Raw genomic sequence first — 14,735 nt, forward strand, 5'->3', positions numbered from 1 at the left:
CATCTGTCATTGCGCGTCGCGCGAGTCGTTCTCGAATGCATGTCCTTCACTGCGCCGAAGCGAACCGACACGGTCAGGAGTTAAATGATGACTAAAGCGAATAAACTGCCGGCTGAGGCACCGGCAGACTGTGACCTCTGCTCTCGGCTCGTGTCATACCGCTCGAAGAACCGCCTCGAACACCCCGGCTGGTTCAATGGTGCCGTGCCATCATTCGGCGATGAGAACGCCCGTCTGCTGATTGTCGGGCTCGCCCCCGGCGTGTCAGGGGCAAACAAGACCGGCCGCCCGTTTACGGGCGACTGGGCCGGAGATCTGCTCTACGCCACCATCAACAAGTTTGGATTTTCAAGCGGTGAATATGCTGCCAACCCGAATGATGGCCTGGAACTGAAGGATGCAATGATCACCAACGCGGTGCGCTGCGTTCCGCCTGCAAACAAACCCGTAGGGTCAGAAGTGAACACGTGCCGCGAGTATCTGAAGGCCCGGATCGCAGCACTCAAGAACCTTCGCATCATCCTTTGCCTGGGCAAGATCTCGCACGACTCGACCTGTCGGGCACTCGACATGAAAGTGAAGGAGCATCCGTTTGGGCATGGCACCGAATACAATGCGCCGAACGGCCTCATCGTTATCTCGAGCTATCACTGCTCACGCTACAACACGAATACCGGCCGACTGACGACAGAGATGTTCGAAGACGTTTTCGGTCGCGCCAGGGAACTTATGGAAGCCGTTTCCGCCTGATCCACAGACATTACCCACAAGAGCGGGAAGGTTAACGCGCCATTAACACTGTCGCCCTGACATTAGGCCTCGTATCATTCGGGTGAGTCGGTTTAGACGGGGATTCTCAATGGCAGCTTCCAACCAGGCGCAACTTTTCGACAATATGACGCCCGATGAATCCGGTTACTCCGCTAAGGACATTGAAGTCCTTGAAGGCCTCGAGCCCGTCCGCAAACGCCCCGGCATGTATATCGGCGGCACGGATGAGCGCGCCTATCACCACCTCTTTGCCGAAATTCTCGACAATGCGATGGACGAAGCCGTTGCTGGGCACGCAAGTCGGATTGAAGTCCATCTCGACGCGGACGGCTATTTGACGGTCGTCGACAATGGTCGGGGCATCCCGGTCGATCCGCATCCGAAATTCCCAAACAAGTCCGCTCTGGAAGTGATCATGACGACGCTTCACTCAGGCGGTAAGTTCTCTGACAAGGCCTATGCGACTGCCGGTGGTCTTCATGGCGTCGGTATTTCAGTCGTGAATGCGCTGTCCGAGCGCGTCGACGTGGAAGTTGCCCGCGACAAGAAGCTCTATGTGCAATCGTTTGAGCGAGGCCACGTTGTCGGTCCGGTGGAACTGAAAGGCGCAGCGCCGAACCGCCGCGGCACAACGGTCCGCTTCAAGCCCGACAACGAGATTTTCGGCGACAAACTCCGCTTCAAGCCTGCGCGCCTGTTCCAGATGGCGCGCTCGAAAGCGTATCTTTACCGGGGCGTCGAAGTTCGTTGGTCCTGCGACCCATCCCTGCTGCCAGAAGATTCCAAGATCCCAAGCGAGGCGGTCCTCACTTATCCGAACGGTCTCGCCGACCAGCTGGACGAAGTCTTCAAAGGCAAGGACACGATTACCGCGGAAGCTTTCTCGGGCCTCGTCGAAACCGATGAAGGCAAGGTCGAGTGGGCAATCGCCTGGACGGCAGCCGGCTTTGGTGAGGCTGACGGTTTCTCACGGTCTTACTGTAACACCATTCCAACGCCAGATGGCGGCACGCACGAGGCAGGTCTTCGCTCTGCGATCACCAAGGGCCTTCGCAATTATGGTGAGCTGACCGGCCAGAAGAAAGCCTCAACAATTACCGCTGACGACATCATGGCCTATGCTGGTATCCTGTTGTCAGTCTTCATCCGTGGCCCTGAATTTGTTGGCCAGACCAAGGACAAGCTCTCAACCACTGCCGCGTTCCGCCTGGTTGAAAATGCCGTGCGAGACCGTTTCGACCATTGGCTCGCCGCCAGCCCGAAAGAGTCCGACAAGCTGCTCAACTGGGCCATGGAGCGCGCTGATGAACGTGCCAAGCGCCGCAAGGCCAAAGACGTCGCCCGAAAGTCAGCAACAAAACGACTACGCCTACCCGGTAAACTCGCAGACTGCTCCGCCAGCGGCGGCGAAAACACTGAACTCTTCATCGTCGAGGGTGACTCGGCCGGTGGTTCTGCCAAGCAGGCCCGCGACCGTAAAACCCAAGCCATTCTGCCACTGCGCGGCAAGATTCTGAACGTCGCTTCGGCCTCGGACGACAAGCTCGAAAAAAACCAGGAATTGTCAGACCTCATGCTGGCACTGGGTACTGGCCTCAAAACGCGTTTCAACATCGACGATCTGCGATACGAGCGGGTGATCATCATGACGGATGCTGACGTCGACGGCGCCCACATCGCATCCTTGCTCATCACTTTCTTCTATCAGATGACGCCTGGCCTGATCGAAAGCGGCCGCCTCTACATGGCGATGCCTCCGCTCTATCGTCTCAGCTATAAGGGCAAATCTGTCTACGCGATGGACGACGAGCAAAAGGCCGACCTTCTCGAAGCAGAGTTCAAGCCCAGCCAGAAAGTCGAGATTGGACGCTTCAAGGGCCTGGGCGAAATGAACCCGGCGCAGTTGAAGGAAACGACGATGCATCCGTCGACGCGCACCCTCGCCCGCATCACGCTGCCAGACTCCCTGGACGAGCTGACCGAAATGAAACCAGCCGAACTGATCGAGACGTTGATGGGCAAGAAGGCTGAGCATCGTTTCCGGTTCATTCAGGAAAACGCCCAGTTCGCAGACGATCTGGACGTCTAAGCCGCCACTACCGGACCATCCAATTCCACCAATCGGCCCGCATCTTGCTCTCCTGAGAGGCGAGTAGGGCTGGATGTACGTTTTGCGACGCGCGAATGCCCGTAATGTTTCAGGACGGGACGACGATCATGGTGAAATGGCCGCAGGCAGCACGCGACGAGTTTGGCAAGGCGATCATTGAAGCACGCCACTCATTTCACAACTCTCCGCTTTTCTGCGACGGCTCGCTGGCCGCGCTTCTCGATATGTATCCGCGGGACAAGCTGGGAATCTGGACGTTTGCCGAACATGGTGAAGGTGAAGAAGCGCCCGTTAAAGGCGAAGCGCCGGATATGTCCGGTGAAGAACTGCTCGAAGCGGTGAAGACCGGTCGAATCTGGCTGAATCTGCGCGCCACAAACCAGCTCGTTGAAGACTATGCTCCCATCGCAGACCAGATCTTCGACGGCATCCAGACGATGTCCGGCCAGAAAGTCATGAAGCGAGACATGGGCGTCTTGATCTCGTCGCCGAACGTTAATGTCCACTATCACCTCGACATTCCCATGGTGGCGCTCTTTCAGGTTCGCGGGCAAAAAACCGCCTGGTTTTATCCACCGACCGAACGGTTCGCGCCAGCAAGCAGTCTGGAAGCCATCGCTTTGCGGGAGAAGGAAGAAGGCCTGCACTATAGCGCAGACTTTGAGCGCCTCGCGCAGGAGTTCTCCCTGAAGCCCGGCATGGGCGTGACCTGGCCCCAGACCGCGCCACACCGCGTTCAGAACGGCGATATGTTGAATGTTTCGCTCTCCTGCGAATTCATGACCCTGCCTGCCATCATCAATGCGAATGCGACATACACCAATGCACGCCTTCGCCGTGATTTTGGTGCGAATCCTCCGCGCGCTTATGGTGTTTCTCCCGAGACCGTCTCCAAAGCGCTTATAGCGCGGGTTCTGAAGCGGGTCGGAAAACGAGCGCCCGAAACGTCGCCAACGCCAGCAACCTTCGCGGTTGATCTCTCGGTCCCCAATTGCACGCGCCAGCTGCAATAGGTGTTGCGCGTGGCGTTCTCGTCTCCTGCTCCCATCATTGCCTCGCGGCTCGTCCGGTTTGATGAGTTATCTCTCGTTGACCTTGATGCCTGGTCGGCGTTGATCGCTGAAGCGCAAGCCTACGACAGCGCGCTTCTGATGCCCGAATTCGGCGCGGTGATTTCGCAGATTCGAGATGATGTGCGCATCGCAATCATATCTCAGGGCAAGCGCTTCGTGGCTGTCCTGCCTGTACATTTGCGTCCAGGTGGGCTTGCACGGCCCCTTGGCGCGCCATTCAGTGACTATTCCGGTCCCATCATCTCCCCCAGCGCTGATCTGAACCTCGAAGACATTCTAAATCTGACCGGACTTCCGGCATTTGAAAGCGCAACCTCGGTCACTCCCTATCCAGATCCAACCACCGGTGACACCGCGCTTGAACATCACGTTATACGTCCCGGCGACATGACCGCTGATGAATACATCGAATCTCGTCGGCAAAAACACGCCAAACGCTTCAAGAATTTTCGTCGATTGGCCAAACAGTTTGAGAGGGAGGTTGGTCCGCTGCAGCTTGAATGGGGACGTCCCTCCAATTCGTTCCTGACGCAGCTTTTTCAGATCAAGTCACGTCAGTTCGCTGAGTCTGGATATCTCGATATCACGTCGAGCCGCGAATCGCGCCGAATCCTCGATGCTGTCGCCGCGAGCGAATATGGCTTTTGCATCAGCCTCTGGTCAGGTGATGAACTCGTCAGTGGGCATTTTGGCTTTCGCGCTGGAGACAGTTTCCACCCCTGGATCGCAGCCTTCGAACCAAAATGGGCGCCCTACTCTCCCGGCAACCTGCTCCTCCTGAACGTCCTGAAGCACTGGGATGAAATGGGACTGGACTGCTATGACCTCGCAACCGGCCACGATCACTACAAGAAATACTTCGCCAATTCAGCGAGACCAACGACGACCGTCTTCGCAACGGGTGACGGCTTTCAGGCTCAGCATCGAAAGCTGTGGCATGATCTGTGGGTTCGGGCCGGCGCGATGAAGGATGGCTCGCTCACTGGCCGGTTGAAACGCCGAATGGACCAGATCGCTGCAAGCGAGTTCAACTCCGTGGCGCGCATGGTGCACTTCCTGGATGCCGTGAAAGCGCGCGCTGCTGGGACAAAGGCCTGAACCGCAGGAAATCTCAGGAAAATTTCCCGAAGCCATTGCAAGTCCGATCCGGTCGATCACTATAGCCGTTCAACACAGTTGAGGGGTGATGATGAAACGAGCGATTGGGCTGGCAACAGCTATCATCTGTGCAACCGGATTGGTGTCCTGCGGTGGTGACAACGGCATCGAGAGTGAGCCAGAAAACACCGGCTCAACTGAAACGGCGGGCTTCGACAAAAATCCCTACCCTTCCACTTACGAACCATATCCCTCGCAGCCCGTCCTGCTTCAGGGGGCGACGGTTTATGATGGTATCGGTGGCGTTTTCGAAAACTATGACGTCCTCTTGTCGGACGGCAACATCGCTGAGATCGGCGAAAGCATTGAAGTCGGCGATGACGTGGACGTTATCGATGCATCCGGGAAATTCGTCACGCCGGGCATAATCGACAATCATTCGCACCTCGGCGTCTATCCGTCCCCGGGCGTTAGCGCACACGGCGACGGGAATGAGATATCTGGTCCCGTCACGGCAGAAGTCTGGGCTGAACACAGCGTCTGGCCTCAGGATCCCGGCTTCACGCGCTCCCTCGCGGGCGGCGTCACGTCTATGCAAATTCTTCCTGGTTCGGCCAATCTGTTTGGCGGTCGCGGCGTCATTGTGAAGAACATACGCGCCCGCACCGTTCAGGGCATGAAATTCCCGGACGCGCCCTACACGTTGAAAATGGCATGCGGCGAGAATCCAAAGCGGGTTTATGGTTATGGTGGCGGCGGCTTTCCTGGAGGCGCGCCATATTCACGGATGGGCAACCTCGCCGGTTACCGGAATTCATGGATCAAGGCGACCGAATACAAGCAGAAATGGGACAAATGGGAAGAGGATGGCGGAGATATGCCCGCCCGCGACCTCGAACTCGACACCCTCAAAGGGGTGCTTGATGGCGACATCCTCGTCCACATGCACTGTTACCGCGTCGACGAAATGGCCCAGATCATCGATATGTCGAAGGAGTTTGGATACAAAGTGAGCTCCTTCCACCATGCCGTCGAGAGTTACAAGATTGCCGACAAGCTCGCAGACGAAGGCATCTGCTCGTCGATGTGGGCAGACTGGTGGGGCTTCAAGATGGAAGCCTATGACGGCATCCCGGAGAACATTCCGATGGTCCACAATGCAGGCGCCTGCGCCATCGTACACTCCGATAGTGACATCGGCATACAAAGACTCAATCAGGAAGCGGCCAAGGCTCTATCCGATGGTCGAAGGGTGGGCATCGAAATCTCTGATGCCGATGCGTGGACGTGGCTGACATCCAACCCGGCCAAATCGCTGGGTATCTTTGACCAGACCGGCTCGCTCGAGACCGGCAAGGACGCAGACGTTGTGCTCTGGAACACGAACCCATTCAGTGTCTACGCCAAGGCAGAGAAGGTCTTTATCGACGGCGCCTTGATGTATGACCTCAACGCTCCGGACGAAAATGCCGTTACGGACTTTGAACTCGGCCAACCGGGTGAAGGAGACACCAAATGATCCGGAATATTCTGGCCTTGCTCGCTACGTCTTCGCTCGCCGTTCTGGGCGCGGCAGCTCAGGACGTCGCCATTGATAACGCAAAGTTGTGGACTGGTGATCGCGTCGTCGAAGGTGCGACCCTGATTATTCAGGATGGCAAGGTAACGGCCGTGGGGCCGAACGCCTCCATTCCAGCTGGCACGACAACAATCGACGCCGATGGCGCCTGGGTCACGCCAGGCATATTCGCAGCTTACTCGCGCATGGGCATTGTCGAGGTGTCCTCTGAGGTATCTACAAACGATTCAGCCGCCGGCGCTTCCGACTATTCAATCGCGCTCGACATGAGCGATGGCTTCAATCCAAACGAGACAACTATCGACGTGACGCGTCTTGCAGGGGTCACTCGCGTCGCGGTCGCGCCTGGCTTCGGTTCTTCGCTTTTTGGTGGGCAGGGATTCATTGCCGACACATCAGGCAAACCCAATTCCATCACCAAGGAGAAAGCTTTCACCTTCATCAATCTTGGCGAAGGCGGTTCCGGCCTGTCAGGCGGATCACGACCCGCCGCCTGGGCGAAACTGCGCGCCGCCCTGGTCGACGCGCGCACCTACCCTGCGAGATACTTCGCGCACAATGAAGGTGACGCGCTCAGCCGCGTCGATGCGCTCGCATTTGGTCCGGCGAGTCGTGGGTCGCAGCTCATCCTTTTGCGTGTCAGCCGTGCCAGCGACATACGGGAGGTCATCGAGCTGAAGGCCGAGAACAGCAGTCTCAACATCGCGCTGGTCGGTGCCGAGGAAGGCTGGATGGTCGCCGAAGAGCTCGCCGACGCAGACATTCCAGTCATCATCGATCCTTTTGCGAACCTGCCCGGACGTTTCGAATCGCTGGGGGCCACGCAATACAATGCTGAACGCCTCATTGATGCGGGCGTCCCCACAGCTTTTTCCTATTTCGACGATGAAAGCCACCAGACGCGGCTGATCTTGCAAGTTGCCGGTAATGCAGTCGCCAATGGCGTCGATCATGAAGACGCTCTGCGCGCGATAACCACGGTGCCCGCGCGAATTTATGGAATGTCGGGATATGGAAGCTTGCAAACTGGCAGCGCGGGCGATGTCGTCATTTGGGATGGCGACCCTTTGGAAATTACGAGCGCACCGACCAAGATTTACATAGATGGCGTCGAGCAGAGCCTGGAGAGCCGACAAACCAGACTGCGCGACCGGTATCTGTCACTGGATGAAAGCCAGAAGCCGCTGGCATATAAGCGCTAGCGCTTCGCGACATTGGCGACCGCTTCCAAAGGCTCCGTCGTCTGCATGTAGCCCGCCTCAGCCGGGATGTGCAGGCACGGATTGCCCAAATCATCCTCACCGACCACGGGCAACACAGTAACGACCGCCTCCCCGGTGAAGCGTTCAATCGCCGCGGCACATGCCTCGCTTTCTGCCAGCTTGCCCAGGTTCATACGTGTAGGAAAGATCACGGTCGCTTCGCCATTCGCCGCCATGTCGAGCGCCCGCGACGGCTCCACCCAGATTGCGTCCGTCGTTTCTCGACCATCATGTTCGGCAAGCTGATCGGGAGGCGTGGGTGCCAGGTAAAAATGTGTATCGAAGCGTTTCGGCATCATGGTCGGCGTAATCCAGTGCCCGAAATGCACGAGCGTATCGAGCGCGAGTACAATCTCGTTGTCGCGAACCAACTCAATGAAACTCTTCTCGCGTTTGTCGACGGCGCTCCGGTGTGGCGAGAGCCGTTCGGCGACATCGGCTCCCACCAATGGTTTGCCTTCGCCCCGCCCCGACTGTCCGCGTGCCAGGATAATCCCGCTCTCCTCATAGGCCTCGCGAATGGCTGCAATCCGGGCAACCCGTTCTGCACCGGCATAATCACCATCGGTCAGGTCCGCCCAGTCGTCCGACGTATCTTCTTCGTTGGCCTTGCCACCCGGAAAGACAAGGGCGCCAGCAGCGAAGTCTATCTGGTAGTGCCGCTTGACCATGAGCACCTGCAAACCGGGCTCATCGCGCAGCAGCAGAATGGTCGAGGACAGCAACGGATCAGGCACGGGTTTGGTCACTCAGTCTTCCTCTGTATTTCCAGCAAATTTGAAAGAAATCAGAGCGCCCTTGTGCGCGTGATCTCAATTCCCTTGCTCTATATCGTTCTTATCAGACGATCACAGAACAGGTGAAAAATGCAACAGCTCAGAACGCGCGCCACGCCTAAAGCCTACAATCCGGGCCTTTTGCCAGCGCTACGTTTCGAGCCCGTCATACACCTCATCAATGGTGACATCGTCAACCTGATTGCCGAAACGCCCAAGCGCTATGAAGAGCGTGCGTCCTTCGGCACGACAGGGCTGATCGCAGAACGCATCAGCCCTGCCCTCTGGCTCGCGCACCAGGTCGAAGCAGCCGCTCGCCTGGCCCATGAGGAAGTCGCAACGGCCCGTCCAATCATCGTCGCCGCCCCCATAGCCGCCATGATGCATCCCGATACACCGATGGCGTGCGATGCTGCAGCTGCCCGTAGCCACATCTGCCCACAGGAAATCTGCATCGAGGTGGAAGACGCTTCACTCGCTCAATCGCGAACAGACATATCCAACAGCATCAAAGCCCTCCGCAGCAAGGGTTTTCGGGTCGGGATCAATGCCACTAAGTCCTGGTGTACGCCTATGGACACCGGCCTTCGACTGATGCTGGATTCGGCCCGCATCGACGCTAAAGAGCTCTGGACGTCGGATGATCTCGCTGGCCGCGTTGAAGCGGCAGTAGCTTGTGGAATGGCGATAATTGCGGAAAACGTGAACTATCGGGACGGCGAGGACCTGGCAGAGTTCGGTATCGAGCTTGGCTTGCGCCCCCGCACAGACGCTTAGCCAGCGCTGAAAATGCGCTCCGAGCCTTGGTCGCCTCCGGATATGGCGGACTGCTCGGAGTAAGCATCGAGCTTCTCAAGAAGATAATCGAGATCGTCCTTCGGAATGGCCTGAAACTGGGTCAGCACCCGTTCGATCATGCGCGAGCGGAAACGGGCCTTGTCGTCCGTGCCGCCATCTAGTTCTGTCTCGTGATAAACGCTCACCGCAGCCTTGAACGCCGGCAACAACTTCCGCGGAAGACCCGCTCTGTCAAAAATGGCGGCAAGACCGCGAGGTCCGGCGTCATGCACCATCAGCCACACACGGCTGTGTGGAACGCCTGAGAGCTCTGCGAGCGCATGCTCAACGAAGCTCATATGGCCGACACACAGCGCCCGCATCAGCAGCGACTGGGTAAGGCGACCGTTCAAATCGAGCTGGTGAACGAAGCGGGGCATATCCTGGCTGCGGTCTGCCTGCTCAACGAGATCGATCGTGGCGCGCTCCCTGGCACCAGACGCCAGATCAATGGCCACCTGAGCCGGAAGCTCATGACGATTGACCAGGATGTCGAACACCTGCCCCGACACCAGCGACACCAGCTTTTCAGCAATATGGACGGGAATATATTCGCGATCGACGATGGCCGTTTTCAGCTCATCATTGTCGGCAAAGCGCGAAATTGAGTTTTCAAAGGCCTTCTCGGTCCAACTCGCAGTCTTGTTACGCGCAAGCGTGACAACCGCTTCGGATGCGGCATGTTCGCTGATGATTTCGCAAAGCTCGGTATTAATTCCTGAGCGCGCCGCAATCGCCGACTGCTTGCTGGCCGTAACCGCAAGGACGAGTTCAATCAGGTCCTCATCGGTAAATGATGGCGAGAATTCCAGAACCGGCAAAGCCACCGATTCGATATCTTGAGCCAACTTCAGCGCAATCTCACGCGGCAGACGTGGCGAATTACGCAGGGCGATTGCCAGCGTGCGACGAACGAGGTCTGCCGTATCATCGGCGAGAATCTGGATAATGCCTTCGGCGTGCTCCCGCTCATCGTCGGTGAGAGCGTCCGTAGCGATGCGACGGCACAGACGATGCGCGATACTGGCACGCTCTTCGGAGGTTTCTCCTCGCATCAGCCTTTCGATATCATCTTGCGACAAATGCGGACGCATGGTTGCAACGCTCATTTGGACGCCTTCTCTTGTGCTCCGATTTCAAATGACGACAATTGAGTCGGTCCGGTTAATTTCCGGTTTACCAATCTGGAAATTGCCGCAGCAATACAAGTGAGGAAACTGCAATGCTCGAAGGACTGCGCGTAATTGAGTACGCAACTTATATGGCGGCTCCGGGCGCTGGCAGCATTCTGAGCGACTGGGGCGCAGAGGTCATCAAGGTCGAACCACCCGGCGGCGACCCCATTCGGAAGTTCTTTCGCACGATCGGCACCGACCTCCAGGACAACCCGGTTTTCGACTTTGACAATCGCGGAAAGAAATCGATCGCGATCGATACCCGCACTGACGAAGGAAACGCCCTGCTCCGTGAGCTCGCAGCGACTGCGGACGTGTTCCTGACCAATGTTCGGCCGGGTGGTCTCGCCCGTTCTGGGCTCGACTATGAGGGCTTGAAAGCGGTCAATCCAAAACTGGTATACTGCAGCCTCACGGGCTACGGCCTGGACGGCCCCGACGCCGACAAGCCAGGCTTCGATATTGCGAGTTTCTGGGCCCGCTCAGGCGTGGCGCGCTCGACCATCCCGAAAGGTAGCGAACCATTTCCGTGCCGAACAGCTTTTGGTGATCACACGACCAGCATTGCTGCGGCTGCAGGCATTTGTGCGGCACTCGTAGAAGCCGGGCGAACCGGACACGGGCGCCTGGTTGAAGCGTCCCTTTTGAGAACTGCCCTCTTCACGATGGGTTCGGATTTTGCGATCCAGCTCTTCTTTGGGCGGCTTGGGTCGACCAAAGAGCGTCATGAGCAGACGGTACCGATCATGAACTTCTTCAAGACCTCCGACGACCACTGGCTCTGCATCGTCGCGCGCCAAGGCGAGTCGGATTGGGCGCCGATCTGCAAGGTCATCGGCCGGGAAGACCTGATCGATGACGAACGATTCAACAATGCTAAAGGCCGCCGCGCCAATAGTCGTGAATGCGTGGACGTCCTCGATGCTGGCTTCGGTGCGCTCACAAAGCAGGAAGCTGGCGAGCGGCTGGACAAACATGCCGTCGCATGGTCGCCGGTACAGACCATGGCGGAGGCCGCTAAGGACCCGCAGGTCCTTGCAGCAGGCGGCGTCGTGCAAGTGCCATCATCCGCCGGTGACGGATCAACCTTTTCGTCACCCGCCTCGCCTGTCCGGTTTCCCGGCGCGAATGATGGCCCCAAGGGCCCGTCACCACAGTTCGGGGAGCATTCCCGTACAATTCTGGAATCGCTCGGCAAAAGCGAAGAGAAGATCAGTCAATTGATCTCATCAGGCGTGGTATCTTCGGGCAGCTGATCGGTCGGCAGCTCAGGCTCGACAGGCGTTAGAAGCGAGAAATATCGACGAACTTCTTCGGACTTTGCATCGCGCAGCGCCACGCACAACTGGATGCTTTCCTGCGCTTCAGCAAGCGCTCGCTCATGCCCCGGCGCCAAATCGCCATATCGCTCGAACAGCCGACTGAGCTGACCCGATGCTTCTGCGCTACAGAGGTCTGACGCCAGTCTGGGTGTCGCCCGAGGCCTTTGGCCTGGAATGACCCTTACAAAGGTGGGAAAGTTGTTACGCAGCCATATCCATGTCTCAGCGCGGGTTTCAGCACGCCCCATTTGTCCGGATACGATCGTGTAGGCCTCACGCGTTCCCAGCGCTCCTGAAACGGCCAGTTCCAGAATTTCGCCGTTGAGCGTGGGATCGGTGTTCTGCCCGATGGCGTAGGCGCCAGCCCGTTCAAACATCGGATCATCGATCTCGTCCAGCGCAGACAGAAGCGCTTCATATACTGGTCGCCCACCATCCTGAACCGCGATCGCGAGGGCTGTCGAGAAATCATCACTCGTCAGCGTTCGTGTCTCGTCTTCGACGTGCATACCAATATAGGAGCGTGCTGCCCCGGAGAATCCAGCCCTCAATTCCGCATCGTTTCCGTACCTTGCGACGAAGGATTCCAGTTTCGACGCCAGGATCCGGCCGTTCTCGTCGCTGGCTTGCGCCAACAATTCGATCTGAGGCTTGAACAGGCGTTGTATTTCCGCCTCATAGCTTGCGCGCGCATCACTGTTCTTTGGCAGGAATTGAAGCAACGTCGCATATGCTGATATGGCTTCGGCAACCACCTGGCGCTCGGACCGCAGAGCAGCTGCGTTGACGACGGCCATAACCGATACGAGTGACGCATCACCCGCCCTGAACGCGCCCATCGCACTGTCCACAGCAACCAGCGCCTCTGCGCCGCTCAACTCAGAGAAGTTGACCGCCAGCGTTGCCCATTGCGGCGCTTCCAGATTGAATCGCCAATAGCCTGTCCCGCCCGCGTTCGGGAGTATCCAGTCCGGACACGGCGCGCCCGCGTCCAGGGAAATGGTCGCTGTTTCCCGATCGATCATCGCGCACTGACGGGACCGTTCGGCACCCGCACCGGTGACGACACAAAACGGAATTGTCCATCGGCGTTCCTCCTCGATGGGACTGCCGAGAGGCTTGTAGCGGCTTTGACGAACAGTAATGGTCGGCGCTTCATCTTCCAGACACTGAAGCTGCGCATCTATTCGAGGCAATCCTGATTGTTCGACGAAGCTCCGGAAGGCTTTTGTGAGATCTGGTTCATCGGTTTCCTGGCCGATAACTTCGAAAAACTCCGGGCTGTCGGCGATACCATCCTCAAACCGTTCGATATATCGGCCAAGCGCCGGTCGGAATATGTCTGCGCCAAAATAGCCGTCGACCATTGCAATGACGGCTAGCCCCTTGTCATAGGTAATCGAGTCGTAGGCGTTCCGGATATTCTCATTCAACGTGATGGGTTCACGCACCGCACGCGCACTTTGCAGGCTGTCGAGTGACATCGCGCTGACGCTCTCTGAAATCGCATCGAGCTCAAACCCGCCATCAGGCTCCAGATCCGACAGCACGATACCGGTGGCCCAGCTTGCGAAGGCTTCCTTTAGCCAGAGGTCATCCCACCAGGGCGGGGTCACAAGATCCCCAAACCACATATGCGCGAGTTCGTGACTATGAATATTCAACAGCGAGCGGCGTGCGGCCGGTCCGCTGGACGGGCCATACAGGATGCGGCTTTCGCGATAGGTGATCGCCGCAGCCAGTTCCGTGGCACCACTCGGCCATTGCGGCGCAGCGATGATATCGAGCTTCTCATAAGGATACGGAATCCCGAGCGCATTCTCGAAAAAATCGATCATCGCCCCGGTGGTCGACAGCGCATAAGCGATCTCTTCTCCCTTTCCGCGGCGTGTGTAACCGGTGAGCGGAACGACGGCCCGCCGGACGGCATTCGGCGCGAGCGCTGGTGCCTCCAGCACGTCAAACGGCCCAACGGCCAGAGACAGGAGATAGGTCGGCATCGGCCGCGTGCGTTTGAATGTGACGCGCTCCAGACCGTTCTCGACCGGGTCGCGGCTCAGAATTGGAGTATTCGAGATCGCTTCGTAGCCTTCCGGCACCGTGAGGCTGATGTCGAAAGGCGCCTTGTACTTCGGTTCATCAAAACCCGGCATGAACCGCCGCGCCTGAATGCTCTCTGATTTGGCAAGCGCATAGGCATCGCCCTGCTCTTCCACACGAAAGAGTCCGGAAAGATTCTTGTCGAAGGGGGCTGTGTAGTCGACCCTGACGGTCACCGTTCCAGGGCTCACTCGACGTGGAAATCCGACCCAGGCAACGCCTGACTTCAAAACGTCCCGCCAATAGCCATCGTCTTCATCAAGCGTACGCCCGCTGAGGATTACGTCTTTGATTTCAAGGCCTTGCCCATGCAACCAAAATCCCGTCGCCGATTGGTCAAAGGCCACATCCATCGTGACAGAACCGCCAAATCTCTGTTGGCGCGGATCAAGCGTCAGGTCGACACGGTAGGCGGTAGGCCGAACGCCGTCGGGCAGCTGACCCCGCGGGGCTCTTTCGTACAATTCGGACAAGTCTGGCTGTGCAGGATGCGGCGTAGGCCCGCACGCGGCGAGAAACGCCCCGGACAGGACCATGACAAACAAGTTCCGAACGAACAAATCGCCCTCCCGCATTCGTAATTCTTACGACCAGGTTTTCCAGCCTACCAACCTATTACAGCGAGCCGTAAA

11 protein-coding genes are annotated in these 14,735 nt (G+C 57.9%); 8 read left to right on the forward strand and 3 right to left on the reverse strand.

From position 1 onward, the window contains the following. The first annotated feature begins 87 nt into the window (after nt 1-87). The 6 genes from WNY37_RS11930 to WNY37_RS11955 all read left to right on the forward strand — a co-directional run bounded on the left by WNY37_RS11930 (nt 88) and on the right by WNY37_RS11955 (nt 7,833). Complete coding sequence (locus WNY37_RS11930) at nt 88-750, forward strand: uracil-DNA glycosylase (RefSeq protein WP_342973611.1); 663 nt, start codon at nt 88-90, stop codon at nt 748-750. Between the two features lie 109 nt (nt 751-859). Beyond that, nucleotides 860-2,860 carry a DNA topoisomerase IV subunit B gene (gene parE / locus WNY37_RS11935; RefSeq protein ID WP_342973612.1) on the forward strand — a complete coding sequence of 667 codons (2,001 nt, stop codon included), beginning with the start codon at nt 860-862 and terminating at the stop codon, nt 2,858-2,860. Between the two features lie 95 nt (nt 2,861-2,955). Further along, nucleotides 2,956-3,894, forward strand: a complete 939-nt coding sequence (locus tag WNY37_RS11940; RefSeq protein ID WP_342973613.1) for a hypothetical protein — start codon at nt 2,956-2,958, stop codon at nt 3,892-3,894. Nucleotides 3,895-3,903: 9 nt separating this feature from the next. Next, the gene (locus WNY37_RS11945; protein ID WP_342973614.1) at nt 3,904-5,052 is read left to right on the forward strand and encodes a GNAT family N-acetyltransferase; all 1,149 of its coding nucleotides are present in this window, start codon (nt 3,904-3,906) and stop codon (nt 5,050-5,052) included. A 91-nt stretch (nt 5,053-5,143) separates the two neighbouring features. Beyond that, nucleotides 5,144-6,571 (forward strand): amidohydrolase, encoded by a 1,428-nt coding sequence (locus WNY37_RS11950; protein ID WP_342973615.1) that lies wholly within the window; start codon nt 5,144-5,146, stop codon nt 6,569-6,571. Continuing rightward, nucleotides 6,568-7,833 carry an amidohydrolase family protein gene (locus WNY37_RS11955; protein WP_342973616.1) on the forward strand — a complete coding sequence of 422 codons (1,266 nt, stop codon included), beginning with the start codon at nt 6,568-6,570 and terminating at the stop codon, nt 7,831-7,833. Before WNY37_RS11950 ends, WNY37_RS11955 begins: the two co-directional genes overlap by 4 nt. Here the strand turns inward: WNY37_RS11955 and WNY37_RS11960 are convergent. Next, a complete protein-coding gene (locus tag WNY37_RS11960; RefSeq protein ID WP_342973617.1) occupies nt 7,830-8,642 on the reverse strand; it encodes an NUDIX hydrolase in 813 nt (270 codons plus the stop codon). The genes WNY37_RS11955 and WNY37_RS11960 overlap by 4 nt on opposite strands. Nucleotides 8,643-8,759: 117 nt before the next feature. Between WNY37_RS11960 and WNY37_RS11965 the strand changes: the two genes are divergently transcribed. Then, nucleotides 8,760-9,446, forward strand: coding sequence for an EAL domain-containing protein (locus WNY37_RS11965; protein ID WP_342973618.1), 687 nt, complete (start codon nt 8,760-8,762; stop codon nt 9,444-9,446). Here WNY37_RS11965 and WNY37_RS11970 read toward each other — a convergent pair. Further along, nucleotides 9,443-10,615, reverse strand: coding sequence for a DUF2336 domain-containing protein (locus WNY37_RS11970; protein WP_342973619.1), 1,173 nt, complete (start codon nt 10,613-10,615; stop codon nt 9,443-9,445). The genes WNY37_RS11965 and WNY37_RS11970 overlap by 4 nt on opposite strands. Nucleotides 10,616-10,728: 113 nt before the next feature. Between WNY37_RS11970 and WNY37_RS11975 the strand changes: the two genes are divergently transcribed. Further along, on the forward strand, nt 10,729-11,937 hold the full coding sequence (locus WNY37_RS11975) for a CaiB/BaiF CoA-transferase family protein (protein ID WP_342973620.1): 1,209 nt from the start codon (nt 10,729-10,731) through the stop codon (nt 11,935-11,937). Here the strand turns inward: WNY37_RS11975 and WNY37_RS11980 are convergent. After that, nucleotides 11,898-14,663 (reverse strand): M1 family metallopeptidase, encoded by a 2,766-nt coding sequence (locus WNY37_RS11980; RefSeq protein ID WP_342973621.1) that lies wholly within the window; start codon nt 14,661-14,663, stop codon nt 11,898-11,900. The two genes, WNY37_RS11975 and WNY37_RS11980, sit on opposite strands and share 40 nt — an antisense overlap. Between the last annotated feature and the right edge of the window lie 72 nt (nt 14,664-14,735).

The organism is Henriciella sp. AS95, from assembly GCF_038900055.1.
GTDB lineage: Bacteria > Pseudomonadota > Alphaproteobacteria > Caulobacterales > Hyphomonadaceae > Henriciella.